This window comes from Taibaiella lutea, from assembly GCF_008629695.1.
GTDB lineage: Bacteria > Bacteroidota > Bacteroidia > Chitinophagales > Chitinophagaceae > Taibaiella > Taibaiella lutea.
In genome coordinates, this window is the sequence record NZ_VWSH01000002.1 from 364139 (window position 1) to 381993 (window position 17855).

The following is a 17855-nucleotide window of genomic DNA, read 5'->3' on the forward strand; positions in this document are numbered from 1 at the left end:
TATAATTTGGAGGAATGTCGTCCTTAAATTGTTCATTTAATATTGATTGTCGGAATATAAAAAGACTCCGGTTGTATCATACAACCGGAGTCTTTTTATGTAATTTCTAAAAAAATTAATTTTCACTTACATCACCCAAACGAGCCAGGTATTTATCAGCCTGATTGCCTTGTTGTGAGTAAGGATATTTTTCTTTTACTTCTTTATATAATTTTTTAGCTTCGTCAATTTTACCTGCCTGTTCAGATGCTAATGCAGCACGAAACAAGTATAAAGGAGAAGTATAAATATCTTTTTCATTTCCGGCAGCTTTCTTGTACATGTCAATGCCTTTATCAGCCTGACCCTGATCCATATAAGCATCACCCATTGCACCATAAGCCAGATATTCCAAAGGTGTTCCTTTACCGTCAAATTTTTCTAAATGCTTTACCGCATCCTGAGGTTTACCTGTACGCAGGTAACTCATGCCGGCATAATACTGAGCAAGGTTTCCTGCTTTTGTACCATCATATTTTTTGATAACATCCAAAGCACCTTTATGTTGACCATCGCCGTTCAAAGTATAATTCAGTGAATCTACTTCAAACCAACGTGCAGCGCTGAATAAAGCGTTTGCAGCTTTTTCTTCATTTGGTTTCTGGATAAATTCTTTATATCCGAAAAAGCCACCAACCAATACTACCAAGGCTACTACAGCTCCAATAATAACTTTTTGATTTTTTTCAAAAGAAGATTGCATGTTCCTCAATGTGTCCACGCCACTGGTTTCTTTTACAACTTTAATGTTTTCCGTGTTTGTAGTATTTGCCATTATTCAAAAATAAAATAATATAAATGTGCGCAAAGGTAATTTTTTTTCTCAATTTGTCATGCACAAAAACGCATTGAGCCAATATTTTTTTGAGTAGCGAATGTAAGTAAATTTTTAACTCAAAAGAAAACCTTACAGGTTTTTGTCACCTATAAGGTTTAATATTTTATTTTGTAATAAGAATGTAATTAATCTTTAATAAAAGGATAATCTGCTTGTACATAAATATCCTTATATAATTCGCTGTCGTCAGGATAAGGGCTTTCTTCTGCAAATTTTACAGATGCTTCCACTTCTGCCTTGATTTTTTCATTGATTGCTTCCAATTCTTCTTCTGTAGCCCAATTATTTTCTTTAATCTTTACCAAAGCCTTTTCAATAGGGTCCTGCTCCTTATATTCTTCCACTTCTTCTTTGGAACGATATTTCGCAGGATCACTCATGGAATGTCCTCTGTAGCGGTAAGTCTTAATTTCCAGGAATGTAGGGCCGCCTTTTTCTCTTGCACGTTTTGCTGCACGTTCAATGGCTGTATGTACCGATTCCGGATCCATGCCATCAACAGTATCTCCCGGCATATCATAAGCATCTGCAATCTGGGCAAGATTCAAAACTTTGGAAGTACGTTCTACTGAAGTTCCCATTGCATAATGATTATTCTCACAAATGAAAATAACAGGTAAATTCCATAAAACCGCCATATTGAATGCTTCGTGTAACATACCCTGGCGGGCAGCACCATCACCAAACATACAAATAGTTACACGGTCGTTGTCGTTGTACTGGTCTGCAAACGCAATACCCGCGCCCAAACCGATTTGTCCGCCTACAATACCATGACCGCCAAAAAAACGGTGCTCTTTGGAAAAGAAGTGCATGGAGCCACCTTTACCACCTGTGCATCCGGTTGCTTTTCCGTATAATTCAGCCATACAAGCATCGGCAGTAATACCTTTTGCAATGGCCAAACCATGATCACGGTAAGCAGTAATAAGATTATCATCAGGACGGATGGCAGACATGATACCTACTGAAACAGCTTCCTGTCCTATATATAAATGACAAAATCCGCGGATTTTTTGCATACCATAAAGCTGGCCTGCTTTTTCCTCAAAACGACGTTGAAGCAACATGCTTTCGTACCATTGCAGGTAGATCTCTTTTCCGAATTGTGTTTGCAACTTGATTAATTTTGTGCGAAAATATAAAAACTTTACAGAAATGCCTTCGCATTTCGCAAAATACTACAGCATGTTTACGCAAATGATTGCGCTTAACATTTACAGGCCATTTTCATTCCTATTAAATTTTTGTTCTTTCATTTTTAAAATGGATAAACGATGTAACCATTTTAAATGGTGAAAGAGGATTACAAATGTAACCCTCTTTCTCTTGATGGCAATTAATGCTTTTTAATTACAACTTTGTCCTTAAATAATGATTTATCATTACTCCGGATTTCATATATGTATATACCATTTAAATACGGTTGGATATCAACACGTAATTTATTGTTATCAGTTATCTCTTTATTAAAGACTTCTCGTCCACTCATATCATATAGATACAATGTAAAACTATTAGTGCCCATTTGATTGTCTTTATTGTGCACTTCAAATTCTATATATTCAGATGCGGGGTTGGGTATAGCGGTTGCGAATATATTTTTGCCGATAGTAGTTTTACCTTCTGTTGTTTTGGGTTCATCTTCATTTCTACCGGGCTTTCCTCCTGTTTTTGTGCATGAACACTTTGTTTCCGATGAAATCGATTCTGTTCCATTTGCCATTACAGCCACAACTCTCCATGAAAAGCAAGCGGCAATTGTACTGGGGACAAAACCTGAGGTACTGGTAGTTGTAATCATTCCACTGGTAGGGCTGGTTCCGGGACAGCACAAAGGATCATTTTTAATATAAAACACCTTATATGAAACCGCTCCGGCAACAGGATTCCAGGAAATCACACTGCCATAGCTGCCATTCATATAATTAGGAAAGCAGTTTAAACCGGTCGGGGGCATTTGAACGCAGGAACATTTTTTCTCTGACCTTTCCGAACTTGAACTATCTGACATTATAGCCGTTACCCACCAGGAAAAGCAATAAGCAAATGAATAAGGTACAAAGACGTTTGAACTATATGAGGTCCACACAGCGGAAATAGGATAAGGGATTGGTGAAGTGTCACAACATCCGGGATCATATTGATTAAGAACTACTTTATAATAAGCTGCACCAGGAATTGGAGTCCAGGAAAGCATATTACCACCAGCCGATGCATTACAGTCTAAGCTGTCAGGAGGCGGAGGAGGTGGTGTGCAGGAACACATTTTAAAGGAAGTCGCTTCACACCTGTCCGGCATTACTGCCACTACTGACCAGGAAAAACAATGAGCGTAAGAATCAGGTACAAAGAAATTTGTGAGGCTTACGTTGTCAACTGTTGATATAGGATTAGGAGGATGCGGGCCTTCGCAGCAAGATGGATCATATTGGTTCCTGATCAATTTATAGTATGATACTCCGGGAACAGGGTCCCAAGAGAGCTGACTTCCGTTTATGGACGGAGTGCATCTTAAATTAACTGGTTTGGAGGCATCGCAACATAAGACATCTGTGCATATATCATCTACATAAGCATAGCCAAAATGGCCACCACCGCCACAATCTGCTACGAAAAATTCAATAGTATAAGTTTTATTTGCAGCAATATCAAACTCAATAAAATCACAGCCCCAATCCCTCCAGCTTACAGGATAGCCTTGCTCACATCCGGGCACATTTGCGATTACAGTTTGAATTAATGGATCAATACTATTAGGGTGTTTGCAAATTCTTGTACCAACTTCCACTCCGAGGTTATTCAATACCCTTGCTACAAAAAAAGGATTTCCGTCATCTGGTTTTTCCAAAACCAGCGCATAGGAGAAGTTGATTCTCGCAGTTCCTGATACAGATGATGAAAAAGATTTTTGTAACATGTCCAAGCCATTATCCCGCCAGCAAGGTGTTGAAGCATTTATTCTAATGGCATGATTGGAATAATTATGAGTTTGATTGAGTGATGGAATTATAGGATCCGGAGCATTATTAGTTAGTAAGAAGTCATCCGGGTTACCAAACCCAATATTAGTGTAAGCAACATTTGTCGTCGGAATGAAATTACATAGGAAACCATTATAGTTTACCGGTGATTCATAACCATGAAAAGATGCTCCTATTCCCGATTCAAAATTACCTTCACTACATTGAATGCTGATTGCAGATTCATCTCCGGGTTTGGCATTGTTTTTTTGATCTGTTGCTACTCTGCCCGGATTATATATTTTCTGGGTATCAGGGTGTAATTCAAAATATTTTTTACGATAATAATCCTGAACATATTTATCCGCAAATTTGGGTAAATCAGCTTTGCTTATTTCATCGTGTTTTTCAGATATTAAGAATGATCTTTTCAAAGAATCGTTTAATGTTACATTCTTCATCTGTTCATTTACATAAGCTGTTATTTTTTGTTCTTCTATTTTCATTTGTTGCAGCCACTCATCGTTAGTTATGCCTTCTGTTTGAGCATGCAGAAAAGATGATAAAATTGATGAAAATAAAATACCGATAATAACTAGTAGTTTGAGTTTTTTCATAAATGGTTTGTTTTTAAAAAGCAAATAATCATAAATGTAATTTATAATTATTGATAATGAATGTCTGTTTTGAATACGCATGGAAATATTTTGATAACGTAATCCGGTACTTTAAAACACCCTTATTTTTCGGTTACTCTTTCTTTCTCTCTTCGTAAATGTGGTTATCTTCGCTCATTGTTTTAAATAGAAATATTCCATTGCCATCACTAAAAAAAATATCCCTTACCCAATTCCGGAATTTCGATTTTCAATCCTTTCAGTTCAATGCAAAGGTTACAGGCATCACGGGCTTGAACGGTGCAGGAAAAACAAATTTGCTGGATGCCATTTATTATTTGTGCTACACCAAGAGCTATTTTCAGGGAAGGGAAATCAATAATGTAAAATACGATACAACCGGTTTCAGGATTGAAGGCGAATTTGAAAATGAAACGATTGTATGCAAATGGAAAGAAGGCAAAAAATCCATTGAACATGATGGCATCGTGTATGAAAAAGTAACGGAGCACATAGGAAAATACAGTTCCGTAATGATTGCACCGGATGATATAGAATTGATTAATGACGGCAGCGAATTACGAAGGAAATTTATGGATGGCCTGCTTTCCCAAAGCGATTCCAATTATCTGGAATATTTGCTTTTATATCAAAAGATATTGATACAGCGTAATGCTTATTTGAAGCAAACGGCAACTCCCAATATTTCGCACGACTTACTGGATGTTTATGATGAACAATTGGCGCAATATGGTTCTTACCTGATTCAGGAGCGGAAAAGGTTATCATTGCAATTACCACATTGGGTGCAGGAATATTATGGCATATTAAGCAATGACGCCGAAAGGGTGGGGCTTATCTATAAAAACAATGCTGAGCCGGAAGACATTAAAGAGGCTTTGCATAAATCCAGGAGGCGGGATCTGGAATATAAACGTACGTTGGTAGGTCCTCATACCGATGACTGGCATTTTCAGATCGGAGATAATCCTATGAAAGCACATGCTTCACAAGGACAGAAGAAATCGTTTCTTATCAGCCTGAAACTGGCACACATCAAATGGCTGGAGCTATTGAATAAAAGACCCTTTCTTTTATTGGATGACATTTTTGAAAAGCTGGATCGTAAAAGGTTATTGAAATTATTTGAAATGCTGGAACAATTCAAGTTGAGCCAGATTTTTTTGACACATACTTCAGAAGCGGATTTGTTGGAAACCTTACAGCAATTTTATAAAGATATTCAGATAATAAAGCTATAAGAAGACTTTAATTATAACACGTACCATTAAACTTCTGTAGCAATTTATATTCTAAGCGGGGGATGCAATTCTTAGCTTTGCGATATTTTAAAAATTATTATAAGCAATCAAAAGCCTAAGCTATTCAGTAGTTTTTCCTATCATTGTACCTCTAAATTATAAAAAGCAAAGAAGTAAATGACATTATTATCTCTTTTCGGAGCCGATAAAATTCCGATGGACTTAATTCATCAGGTTGAGAAAAATGCACCAAATCTTATTGTCTGGGCTGTACCGGCAATGGTTATTTTTTCGGTTTTGGAAATGTATATTTCTTATCGCCAGGATAGAAAATATTATGAAAAAGCAGAAACCATTGGTTCTATTTTGGTAGGCCTTGGTAATCTGATAGTAAGTGCCGGTGTCAAAGTTGTCCTGCTTTATCTGGTAGTTTTTTTATACAACCTTGTTCCCTGGCGTATGAATCTGAAATGGGATGAAGCTCCCTGGAAATTGGATTCTTATTGGTGGCTGTTCATTCCCTGCTATGTTATTTATGATTTGTGCAGTTACTGGGCGCATCGTGTTTCGCACGAACAACGTTTTTGGTGGGCAACACATGTAGTGCATCACAGCGGTGAAAATTATAACCTTGCCGTATCTTTCAGGTTAAGCTGGATTCAACATATAAAAGTAATTTTCTTTTTACCTATTGTCCTGATGGGCTTTCATCCTATTGTGTTTTTTGTAACCAATCAGGTTGCCGTTTTGTTTCAATTCTGGGTACATACCGAGTACATCCGTAAATGTCCGAAATGGATGGAGTATATTTTTGCAACGCCTTCCAACCATCGCGTACATCACGGTTCTCAGGAACAATATATCGATAAAAATTACGGCGCTACTTTTATTTTCTGGGACAGAATATGGAAGACTTACGAACCTGAAGATGAAAAAGTTATTTATGGAATTACTACCAATATTCCGAACAAAGCCAATCCGATCTTTATTAATTTTCATGAAATAAAGGACATGATTCAGGATGTGAAGCATGCAAAAGGTTTCAAAAGGAAATGGTTTTTTATTTTTGGCAGCCCGGTTAAGATTATGATGGAAAAAGAAAGACTGAAAGCTGAAAAGCAATTAAAGCAAATGCCGGAACCCGTAGAGAAAGACCAACCCGTTTATGCTTAATCCTGTCTTTTAAAATAAATTCATTCCCTGTTTGTACTTTCAAACAGGGAATTTTTGTTCAATCGTAATAACTACGGTACATTTACCGTTATTATTTTTTGTTACATTTTTTGCAAATATGCTATCCGTTAAATTTTATAAACGCCTTTTCCCTTTAGTTCTGATAAGCTTTGTTATCATCCTGTCGGCATCATGCAGGAAAACAAAAATATTGACAAATGGAGGCGAAGTTGCTTTTTCGATTGATACTTTATTGTTTGATACCGTATTTACTGCACAGGGCAGCGCTACCCGCAGCCTTAAGATTTACAATAAACAGAAAGAAGATATAACCGTCTCAAGTATCAGGCTTAAGAATGGTGTTAATTCAGCTTACCGGTTGAATGTAAACGGTATCTCGGGAACTGAAATTAAAGATGTTGATATTGCAGGAAATGACAGTGCATGGGTATTTGCGGCCGTTACCATCGACCCTACCGATGAAAACAAACCGTTTGTTGTGGACGATAATCTGATTGTTACCTTAAATGGAAAGGAATTTTCTATTCCTGTAATGGCTTATGGCCAGAATGCTTACTACATAAGGGATTCTACGCTTCAGACACAGGAATGGAAAACAGATAAGCCTTATGTTATCGTAAATAATGCTTTGGTAGATGAAGGCGCGACATTAACTATTCCTGCTGGTTGCCGTGTGTATGTGCATCAGGATTCTCGTTTGTTCGTATTGGGAACACTAAAAATTACGGGAACACAGAGTGATTCTGTTGTTTTTCAGGGCGACCGTTTAGATCCCTTGGTTTGGATTGGCGAATATGCCGATGTTCCGGGACAATGGGGTGGGCTTTATTTTTTCGATAAAAGTCATGATAATGAAATTAATTACGCTGTTTTTAAAAACGGCGGCGCTCCTACCAAACTTGTTATAAATGATACACCTCAGGCTGTGCAAGGCGCTACCATTCAGTTAGACCCTTCCGTTCCGTCAATAACCGTTCCTAAATTAAAAATGACCAATTCCGTTATCAGAAGCTCATTAGGATATGGTATTGTGGCTTATAACAGTTCGCTTTATATGGAAAATTGCAAAATTGTGGAATGCGGTGCTGAAAACGTTTGTTTGTTCCAGGGCGGCAGGTATGATATCTTCGACTGTACCATTGCTACTTATGGCGGCACCTATCTCAATCACTCCAAAAATATAAGCCTTGCGGTTTTGAATTATCTCCCCACTTCCGAAACAACTTATATAAGCAATGATTTAACGGCTACCATCAAAAACTGTATCGTTTATGGGTCGTTGGAAACAGAAACCGTTTTCGATAAAAAGGATGATAATGATGCCAATGTGGTTTTAAGTAATTGTATATTGAAGTCGAAAGACCCTTTGCCGTCATTTGTTCAGCAGACTGCAATTAAACTTAATGAGGATCCGATGTTCAAAGATTATTCAAAAAATGATCATCATTTGCAGGCGGGTTCTCCTGCAGTTGGTACAGGTATTAACGCAGGAACCATACCTGAAGATTTGGATGGTGTTTCCCGTTTAAATCCCACTTCAATGGGTTGTTATGAATTTAAACCTTAAATAGCTATTTTTGCTTTCTTTAGATTGCTCCAAAAAATATTTTATAATCAGAATTAAGAATTAAAGATGAAGAAAATTATCAGTGTACTGGCCTTAGCTGCCATTTGTACTTTTTCGGCCAACGCACAATATTCCAATGAAACTATTAAAGTAGGACAGGTTGCGCCCGAGCTATCTTTTAATACGCCTGAAGGCAAACCCCTTTCTTTAAAAGCTGTTGGTAAAGGTCAATACGTTTTGCTGGATTTCTGGGCAAGCTGGTGTGGTCCTTGCCGCGCATCCAATCCTGCTGTTGTGGCTACTTACAATAAGTACAAGTCCATGAAATTCAAGAATGCCAGTGGTTTTACGATTTTCAGCGTTTCCTTGGATAAAAACAAAGATGCATGGATGGCAGCTATAAAGAAAGATGGCTTGGTATGGCCTTATCATGTTTCCGACTTAGGCGGATGGCAAAGCCAGCCTGCTACCATTTACGGCATTCAATATATTCCGCAGGCTTTCCTTATCGGACCTGACGGTAAGGTGATTGGTAAATATAATGATGCCCGTGAAGCTGCTGCCGATCTTGCAAAATATGTTAAGTCATAATTCATCTTGTATTTAACTACAGAGTATTATAAAGTCAAGAATCATTTAACTTTGCAATCAAATAATTTGAAAACCTGTTTTATCCAAAACAGGTTTTCCTTATAATAACAGCACCTGTTTTCGGTATTATAACTACAATAACATTGAATAAGATCATTATCATTACAGCACCTTCAGGTTCCGGTAAAACCACTATAGTTAAACAATTGCTGCAACGCTCACCCAAACTGGCATTTTCCATTTCGGCCTGCACGCGCATGCCAAGACCGGGTGAAGTGGATGGTAAAGATTATTATTTTTTGACGGAAACAGCTTTCAGGAATAAAATTGAGGAAGATGCTTTCATCGAATGGGAAATGGTTTATACCGGTAAATATTACGGGACACTTAAAACAGAAGTAAACCGCATCTGGGATAATGAACAGGCGCCGCTGGTGGATATTGATGTGATTGGGGCCTTGAATATCAAAAAGCAATATGGCGAAAAATCTATCTCTATTTTCATAAAAGCCCCTTCTGTAGAGGAATTGCGTAACCGCCTGGAAGCAAGAGGAACAGAATCGCCGCAAACCTTGCAAGAACGACTGGATAAAGCAGCTTATGAATTAAGCTTCGCTGAACAATTTGATACGATTATTGTAAATGATAATCTGGACAGAGCAATAGAAGAAACATTGCAGGTTATTGATGCTTTCATCAGGCAATAATTTTTTTCATTTTGAAAACCGATGTTTATGAAAAAGTACATTCTTTTATTTGTTACAGCCTCCTTCCTGATACTGACTTCATGCGGTTCCTCATCAGATACTAATGAACAAGAACGGACTCCGGGGCAAAATTTAGACACAGCTATACACGATGTAAAGCAGGCATCGGACCAAGGCAAACAAGATATTAAAAATGCGGCTTCAGATACCAAAGATGCTGTGCAGGACGTTGCGCATGATGTTAAAGAAGGCGTAAGCGATGCTTATCATGATACCAGGGAGGCTGTTAAAAAAGGCGCGAAAAAGGTGGATGAAAAAGCAACAGAGGTAAAAGAAGATATGAAAAAGGATAAGTAAAATCGCCTGACATTTATAAGTATGTTTTTGGGTATGAATTGATATTTTAAATATATATATTTTGCAGCTTTTCCCAAATATAGATTTGACAACTTTTAAAAAGTTGTCAAATCTTAAAAGTTATTAACTGATAAAGTTGTCAAATCTTAAATCTTAGATTCGTCAAATCCTGATTTTTATTAAACCTATTTCAATATCCAATCCAGACTCCCGAAATTATAAGCCTCAATGCCCATGTGGCTTAATAATATCAATTGTCCGTTCGCATTTACCTCCTGTACATAAGCCTCAAAGTGTCTGCCATTACTTCTTTCTATAAAGCTAATTTCCTTTCCTTTTCTGAAAAGCAGGTTATTGTAATCGTTCAGTAGTTTGTTATTATTATCGGTTTTTGTAGTTCTTATTAAGTTCAGCAAACCTGTTCTGATATCTGTGAGCATTTCCTTTAAATTATATTCCTGTCCTGAAATCATCGACATCGATGTCGCTGTCGGTAAATATTCGGTGAATTTCTTTTGGTTCACATTCACCCCGATACCGATTACTGCATATGCCCAATTCATGCCACGAAATACATTTTCAATCAAAATGCCGCATGTCTTTTTGTCATTCAGGTAAATATCATTAGGCCATTTTATGGCAACGTGCCATTGTGCCGATAATGCCTGTAAATATTTTGCAATCGTAACTGCTGTTTGCATGCTCAGCGTGAATTGCTTGTCAGCATTGATTTCCGGCTTTATAATAAGGCTCATCAGCAGGCTGCCGGCATTATTTTCCCATGTTTTTCCTCGTTGACCCTTGCCTTTTGTCTGATAATCGGCCCAGATCACCTGCCCGTGATATGCCAATCCGTCGTCAATCAACTGCATGGCATAATTGTTGGTACTATCTATAGTATCAAAATGATGGAGCCAGGCAGGAAAAGTAGTTTCTGCGTTTTGTGCCAAAAGTTTCCTTAATTTTGAACGCAATATAATTCAATAACGAATATTAGCATTAGCATTGGAGAAAATTATCAGTTCACTGAAAAGCCGCACCAAATCCGAAGTAAGAGTAAGCCGCGACAGCAGTTTATTTCAAACCATCTTAAAAGCCATCCATGATAAAAAAGGAGAAAATGTTGTTTCATTAGATTTGAGAAAAATCGATGAAGCTGTTGCCGACTTTTTTATCCTTTGCGAGGCACAATCTCATATCCAAATCAATTCGATTGCTTCTAATATTGAAGAAGAAGTAAGATTGCAATGTGACGAAAAGCCCTACCATGTTGAGAATGGACAGTTGTGGACTTTGGTGGATTATGTAAACATTGTTGTCCATGTATTCCAGCGTGATGAACGTAAGTTCTATGATTTGGAAGGTTTGTGGATGGATGCCGAAAAAATGGAACATCCTGCGTCTTAGGTAAAATCTATTGTTTAAGTAATTCTATTTTTTGGATTTAAACAATAAAATTTAATCGTTGTTGTTTTAAAGGATGACAGAAATTACAGCGAAGTATAGTTTATAGGTTTTTGCCCGTAAAAAAATCGATAGAAGGCAAAAACAAAGTTTGGAAATCATGGAAGATAATAAAAGAGGTGGCGGGTTGCCGCCGGGATTTGATAAAAACAACCCGAAAAATAAAGGTCCGAAATTCAATATGTATTGGATTTACGGGCTTATTGTTGTTGCATTGATTGGATTGAACCTTTTTGCACCAAGCCTTCAGGCACCTGAAAAACAAACTTCATTTCTCGATTTTAAGAGAGATTTTCTTGATCAGGGAAAAGTTGCAAAGGTTATTGTTGTAAACAAGGAAAATGCGGAAGTCTTTCTTACGCCTCAGGCACGTGCAACACAACCGAAGCCGGGTAATCCCATGTTTGGCAGCAGGTCGGAAAATGAACCCGACTTTTCGTTCAATATCGGTGATTATGAAGTTTTCGACCGGAACTTTCAGGAAGCAATGAAGCCTTTGGTGGCAGCAGGACAAAAAGAAGTACCCGTTTTTGTAGAAAACCGCGGCAGCTTTTTGCGCGATTTTTTTGCAGGTACTTTCCCGATTCTGTTAATAATGGTAATCCTGTGGATTTTTGTTTTCAGGAAAATGGGACCTGCCGGCGGTGGCGCCGGAGGCGGCATCTTCAGTATCGGTAAATCCAAAGCTCAATTATTCGAAAAAGGTACAAAAGTAAATATCACTTTTAACGATGTTGCAGGTCTGGACGAAGCCAAAGTAGAAGTAATGGAAATTGTGGATTTCCTTAAAAATCCTAAAAAATATACTACACTTGGTGGTAAAATTCCAAAAGGCGCCTTATTGGTAGGTCCTCCGGGAACCGGTAAAACTTTATTGGCAAAAGCAGTGGCAGGCGAAGCGCAAGTGCCATTCTTTTCTATGTCGGGTTCTGATTTTGTGGAGATGTTTGTGGGTGTAGGTGCCAGCCGTGTACGTGATTTGTTCAAGCAGGCAAGAGATAAAGCGCCATGTATTGTATTCATTGACGAGATTGATGCCATTGGTCGTGCCCGTGGAAAGAATGCCGTAATGAGCAATGATGAAAGGGAAAATACACTTAACCAGATGCTGGTTGAAATGGATGGATTTGGCGGAGATAGTGGTATCATCATCCTTGCAGCAACCAACCGTCCTGATGTATTGGATTCGGCTTTGTTACGTCCGGGTCGTTTCGACAGGCAGATTACAATTGATTTGCCGGATGCAAAAGGCCGCGAAAGAATTTTTGAAGTGCATTTGGGACCTATCAAAAAGTCTAAGAACCTGAATGTTAAGAAACTGGCTCAACAGACACCTGGCTTTGCCGGTGCAGACATTGCGAATGTATGTAATGAAGCTGCTTTGATTGCCGCCAGAAATGGTAAGTCAGAAGTGGATATGCAGGATTTCAATGATGCAGTTGACAGGATTATCGGTGGTCTGGAAAAGAAAAACAAAATCATTCAACCGGATGAAAAGCGTGTTATTGCATTTCATGAAGCCGGTCATGCCGTTGCAGGATGGTTCCTGGAACACGCACACCCATTAGTAAAAGTTACTATCGTGCCTCGTGGTACTGCCGCATTGGGTTTTGCCCAATATTTACCAAAAGAAAAATACCTTACGCTTACTGAAGAACTGGAAGATGATATGTGTATGACACTTGGGGGCAGAGCCAGTGAAGAGATTTTCTTCGGAAAAATTTCGACAGGTGCATTAAGCGATTTACAACAAATAACACGTACTGCTTATGCTATGGTTAGCATCTATGGTATGAACGAGCAGATTGGTAATATATCTTTTTATGATCCGGCAAGCGAAGGCAGTTTCCAAAAACCTTATAGTGAGGAAACAGGAAAACTGATAGATCAGGAAGTTAAAAAGCTATCGGATGTAGCTTATAAGCGTGCAAAAGCATTATTGGAATCCAAGAAAGAAGAAGTAAGGATTATTGCAGAGGAATTGCTTAAAAAAGAAGTTCTTTATAAAGATGATTTGGAACGCCTGATTGGTAAACGCCCGTTTGCCGAAGCGCCGACGGATGATGATGACATCATGTTGGCTCCGGATAATCTTCTGGCAAATGAAAACGCACTTTTGAAAGCTAAGCCATTCAACCCTGAAGATACTGCAAGTGCAGCTGATACGGCGGCTCTTGATAGCTAATGAGTAGTTATAACACTGATATTTTTATTATAAAAGCGAAGTCGTCAGGCTTCGCTTTTCTGTTTAACTTATTTTGTCAAATGAAATCAATAATTGCCTGGTTTTTGTTTCTGTATTTTATGATAACAAACATAGGAAATTACCAAAATGATAAACAGTATAATTGCCAATCCCGCATCAGGGCCAAAACCGTCGATATATAAATGTCCTATAAGCGCGGAAATATATACAATGCCCAGCGCAACATATGCCCATTCTTTAAGACGCGGACCAACGAATGGCAATATCAATAATAAGGCACCGATTGGTTGGCCATAACCTACTTCCAGAGAAAGCCATTTGGGTATCTGCATGTGAGCAATACCATCCAATGCCACCTTGCTGTTCAGAAAGAAAACACCGGGGATGATAAATAATGCTAATAGAGAAGTTGTAATCCAATAAATGATTTTTGCTGCTTTGTTGTTCATAATGGAAAGTTTTGATTTGTAGTTCAAATATAGAAAAACGAATTGCAAAGTTCAATAGCGAGTACCTGATTATAATTGAATTTATATTAGCCTAAATAATAAAGCAGATTCTATTCAGGAATCTGCTTTATTATTTAGGCTATGCATTTGGGAACAAACTATTGATAAGTCCTGAAAGGACGATATAAAACAGGATAGGAGTTTTAACCCTATCATTATTTCACCTGCTGCAAGTAATCTTCCGCCATTTTCCTGTAATAAGGACGCAAAGAAGGCGGAACCGTTTTATACAAATCCAGCAAAGCCTGATGACTTTGCAGATATTGTTGTAATTCAGGTGGCATAGGCCGTTGCTCATCCTTACCTGTATTCGCATTGCGTTTATTGTCTTCTTCCTGGTTGCGGATGGATTTTTCCGCTTCCAGTAACCTTGTCATGATTTCCTGCTGACGTTGAATCAAAGTTGAATTCATTCTGCGGTTTACCATGTCTGTTTCATTTTTGTCCATTGCGTCCTGAATGGCTTTAAGTTGTTGCGCATTTCCGCCCATGCCTTTGCTGTTCAGCAGGCTTGATAATTCCTGAATTTGTTTGCGTAATGCCGCCTGTTGTTGTGCCATGCGCGCTATCTGTTCCGATTCGCCCTCTCCATCACTGCCTTCGCCGCTACCGCCGTTTCCTGATCCGCCCGGGCTATTGCCACCTTGTTGCTGCCCGCCGGGTTGCTTTCCCTGTCCGGGTTTCATACCCTTACCCAACTTTTGCTGCCCTGTAATAATATCTTTCATCATCCCCGAAGCATCGCCTTTTCCCTGACCCGGTTTAGGTTTGCCCATGCCCGAGCCCGAACCTTGCGATTCTGCCTGGCTTTGCATCAGATTACTCAATAATTCATTCAATATCAATGCAAGATTATTGGCGCTTGTCATGGCATATTGTTGTCTTGTAACGCCTTCGCTTAATCTTCTGTTTTCAAGCGCATCAATAGTATTATCAATATTCGCAGTCAGGTCAGAAGTTTCTTTATTGACCGATGCAGCTATTTGAAACACACGCTTGCTCAATGCAAACAAGCTGTCTCTTATCATTTTTGCATTCCCTTTCAGCCTGTTTTCTTCCTGAATGTTTAGTGTATAATTAGGACTGCCTGGCGAAGTCTGTTTCACTTTAGACATAAGCTGCTCCTGATCAAATGAAAAGCGGATTAAATTAGTAAGGATTTGCCTGGTGGCTTTGATGTCAATGTCAATCTGTTCCGGATCCATGTCCTGAGCCATCTTTTTCATGCCTGCAGCCATTTGTTGCAATTGTTTCTGAGCTTTGCTTTGCGATTGACTTGCCTTTGAATTATTTTTTTGTTGCAATTGATCACTGCTCTCCTCCATGCTTTCCTCTGCATCTTTACCTTGCTCCTTTGCTTTGTCCAGATCTTCAGGTTTCTGCTGCTGCTTGTTTAGTTTATCCAGTTCTTTCATATCCTGCTGAAGCACGTTCTGCAGGTCTTTTTGGATGTCCTTTTGTTCCTGATTTAATTGCGCATTGTCTTTGCTTTGGGCATCCGTATTCTTTTGCAAATCACTTTCCTGTTTCGCCAAATCCATAAGCTTGTTCGCCACGTCCTCCATCTTCATTTGCATTTCCAACTTGCGCATCAATTCCTGAATACGCTCCATGTCCATATTAAACAATTTATTGTCCTGCTGCATTTTTTGAAGATTCTGAAAAGCATTGTCCTTATTCATGTTCTTCATCATCTCCTGCAATTTCTTTAATTGCTCTGCCAGCTCTTTGTTAAGCAAATTATCTAATTGTTTCTGAACCGCTTCCTGTTTGTCTTTTACATCCTGGCTATAATTTTTTTGTTCGCTTTGCTTTTTTTGTTCTTCAAATCTCTTTTTGATGGCCTCCACCTGATGCTTTAATTGCTCCTGCTTATCCACCAGCGATTTCATTTGTTGCTGGCTTTCCCAGTTCATATTGTCGGATTGCAGGATCTGGTTTTGCATTTCCTTCATGTCATTCTGTAACTTCTTCGCCTGGTCTGCACTGTTGCTTAAACCCTGATTGATTTGCCTGGAATTCTGATCCATAGCGCTGTCCACCTGCTTTAAATCCAGCATGCGGTAAGTATGGATTTCGCTGCGGCCCATTTTGCTGCCATTCACTGCATCATTGTCCCAGCATTCTATATAATAATTTACCTCCTGCCCCGGCGAGAGATTCAGGCTTGCAAAGTCAAAATATTGCTGAAAAGGTACAACGGCTCCGGGAGTCATTTTTACAGGAATGATTTTGTTTGCCAGCAATTGCTTTTTCCCGTCGTAAATAGCGTAATGAAAATTTAGTCTTGAAATACCGTAATCATCACTTGCATTTCCCGTAAGCAAAACCTGTTGTCCCGTAATGCTGTCCTTCATTTCCTGCATCTGAACCTGTGGATTCAAATCAGGAATCACCTCCATGTGATACGTGAACGAGTCGGAACGTGGCATAGCCTTGTTACCAAGGAAAATAGTATACGAAGTATCTCTGTAAAAACGCGCCATCGCCTTCCACCTGTCATCTGTTTTTTGAATAGGAACACCGCTGCCAACGGCTCCCATACGAAGACTGATGCTATTCGTGTGTTTGGCCTTCAAAGCCCATCGTAATATAGTTCCTGCCGGAACGCTCATGTCGCTGAGGCTTTGCAATTCCTCGTTCTTCTTACCCGTATATGACGGATATTCCACGCTTACGCTGAACGATTCCAGCATCGGTTTTTCTATAACAGACAATTGGTAATTTTCCGAATAAACATCAGCTGCTGTCAGCTTGAAATCTATTGGCTGTGCCACCCTTGAGAAAGTATAACTATACCGGTTCTTGCTTATTTTTTGCATTTCAAGTTGCTCATCGCCAACTTGCACATACACTTGATTAGGAAGTTTAGAACCATTCACCTCTGCTTCCAGCTTATAATCGCTGTACATCGGTACTTTCATTTCATTGCTGATAATATGGAAAGCAAATGGTGCCGGCGGTGCAAAGTTTTCAGAAGGTTTCAATAATCTTTCGGAAGCATCGCGAAATACGGAAGGCACGATTATTAAAATACCAAGCCCCAATATTACAGGTATCAAAAGATAAGGCAGGTACTTTTTGTTTTTTCCGAAATCGACTGCTTTATTAAACGGTATTACGGAAATCTGTTCTGCTTTTTGTTGAATGCTGGCTTCAATTAAAACCTTGCTGGCATAATTATTCTGGTCTTGCCTCAGTTGAAGGATATTCAGCAATTTGTCGCTTACCTCGGGGAAATGTCTGCCTATTATTTGTGCAGCCTGTTCATGCGAAATAATCTTGCCCAGACGTTGCATTTTCATCAAAGGAATAATGATCCAGATGATAAGCGTGACAATACCCGCAAAAATTAAAATCCCAATGATGGATAGTTTCAGCCAGGCAGGGAAATATAAAAAATATTCGCCGATGCTGATAAGTAAAAGATAAATAATTAAACAGGAAAGAAAAATAAGCACTCCGCGAATCAGTCGGTTCGTATAGAACTTACGTGTAAATGCATCCAGTTTTTGTATCAGTAATTCGTAGTTATTCATGT

The 17855-nt window shown here is 38.8% G+C and carries 14 protein-coding genes; 8 read left to right on the forward strand and 6 right to left on the reverse strand.

Translation table 11 applies throughout. The features are described from left to right. Positions 1–115 precede the first annotated feature (115 nt). The 3 genes from F0919_RS08690 to F0919_RS08700 form a co-directional block, all read right to left on the reverse strand. Positions 116–814: a tetratricopeptide repeat protein gene (locus tag F0919_RS08690; protein ID WP_150032360.1), complete on the reverse strand. Its 699-nt coding sequence runs from the start codon at positions 812–814 to the stop codon at positions 116–118. Positions 815–1002: 188 nt separating this feature from the next. Next, on the reverse strand, positions 1003–1995 hold the full coding sequence (gene pdhA / locus F0919_RS08695) for a pyruvate dehydrogenase (acetyl-transferring) E1 component subunit alpha (protein WP_150032361.1): 993 nt from the start codon (positions 1993–1995) through the stop codon (positions 1003–1005). Positions 1996–2216: 221 nt separating this feature from the next. Beyond that, a complete protein-coding gene (locus tag F0919_RS08700; RefSeq protein WP_190277322.1) occupies positions 2217–4457 on the reverse strand; it encodes a T9SS type A sorting domain-containing protein in 2241 nt (746 codons plus the stop codon). Positions 4458–4657: 200 nt separating this feature from the next. On the opposite strand from F0919_RS08700, the gene recF reads away from it, so the two are divergent. From recF to F0919_RS08730, 6 genes are all read left to right on the forward strand, one after another. Next, positions 4658–5719 carry a DNA replication/repair protein RecF gene (gene recF, locus F0919_RS08705; protein ID WP_190277323.1) on the forward strand — a complete coding sequence of 354 codons (1062 nt, stop codon included), beginning with the start codon at positions 4658–4660 and terminating at the stop codon, positions 5717–5719. 177 nt (positions 5720–5896) lie between these two features. After that, positions 5897–6892, forward strand: coding sequence for a sterol desaturase family protein (locus F0919_RS08710; protein ID WP_150032364.1), 996 nt, complete (start codon positions 5897–5899; stop codon positions 6890–6892). 118 nt (positions 6893–7010) lie between these two features. Continuing rightward, positions 7011–8480 carry a right-handed parallel beta-helix repeat-containing protein gene (locus F0919_RS08715; RefSeq protein ID WP_150032365.1) on the forward strand — a complete coding sequence of 490 codons (1470 nt, stop codon included), beginning with the start codon at positions 7011–7013 and terminating at the stop codon, positions 8478–8480. Positions 8481–8546: 66 nt separating this feature from the next. Then, complete coding sequence (locus F0919_RS08720) at positions 8547–9071, forward strand: TlpA family protein disulfide reductase (RefSeq protein WP_150032366.1); 525 nt, start codon at positions 8547–8549, stop codon at positions 9069–9071. Positions 9072–9214: 143 nt separating this feature from the next. Further along, positions 9215–9778 (forward strand): guanylate kinase, encoded by a 564-nt coding sequence (gene gmk, locus F0919_RS08725; RefSeq protein ID WP_235903479.1) that lies wholly within the window; start codon positions 9215–9217, stop codon positions 9776–9778. A gap of 27 nt (positions 9779–9805) precedes the next feature. Beyond that, positions 9806–10135 (forward strand): hypothetical protein, encoded by a 330-nt coding sequence (locus tag F0919_RS08730; protein ID WP_150032368.1) that lies wholly within the window; start codon positions 9806–9808, stop codon positions 10133–10135. Between the two features lie 185 nt (positions 10136–10320). Here the strand turns inward: F0919_RS08730 and F0919_RS08735 are convergent, their stop codons facing one another. Beyond that, positions 10321–11085 (reverse strand): biotin--[acetyl-CoA-carboxylase] ligase, encoded by a 765-nt coding sequence (locus tag F0919_RS08735; RefSeq protein ID WP_150032369.1) that lies wholly within the window; start codon positions 11083–11085, stop codon positions 10321–10323. Positions 11086–11140: 55 nt separating this feature from the next. Between F0919_RS08735 and rsfS the strand changes: the two genes are divergently transcribed. Both rsfS and ftsH read left to right on the forward strand, forming a co-directional pair. Beyond that, a complete protein-coding gene (gene rsfS, locus F0919_RS08740) occupies positions 11141–11542 on the forward strand; it encodes a ribosome silencing factor (protein WP_216629403.1) in 402 nt (133 codons plus the stop codon). 157 nt (positions 11543–11699) lie between these two features. Beyond that, a complete protein-coding gene (gene ftsH, locus F0919_RS08745; RefSeq protein ID WP_150032370.1) occupies positions 11700–13784 on the forward strand; it encodes an ATP-dependent zinc metalloprotease FtsH in 2085 nt (694 codons plus the stop codon). An 86-nt stretch (positions 13785–13870) separates the two neighbouring features. On the opposite strand, the gene F0919_RS08750 is transcribed toward ftsH, so the two are convergent. Both F0919_RS08750 and F0919_RS08755 read right to left on the reverse strand, forming a co-directional pair. Beyond that, positions 13871–14254, reverse strand: coding sequence for a DoxX family protein (locus F0919_RS08750; RefSeq protein ID WP_150032371.1), 384 nt, complete (start codon positions 14252–14254; stop codon positions 13871–13873). Between the two features lie 215 nt (positions 14255–14469). Continuing rightward, entirely contained in the window at positions 14470–17853 is a 3384-nt protein-coding gene (locus F0919_RS08755; RefSeq protein WP_150032372.1) for a DUF4175 family protein, read from the reverse strand. Positions 17854–17855 lie beyond the last annotated feature (2 nt).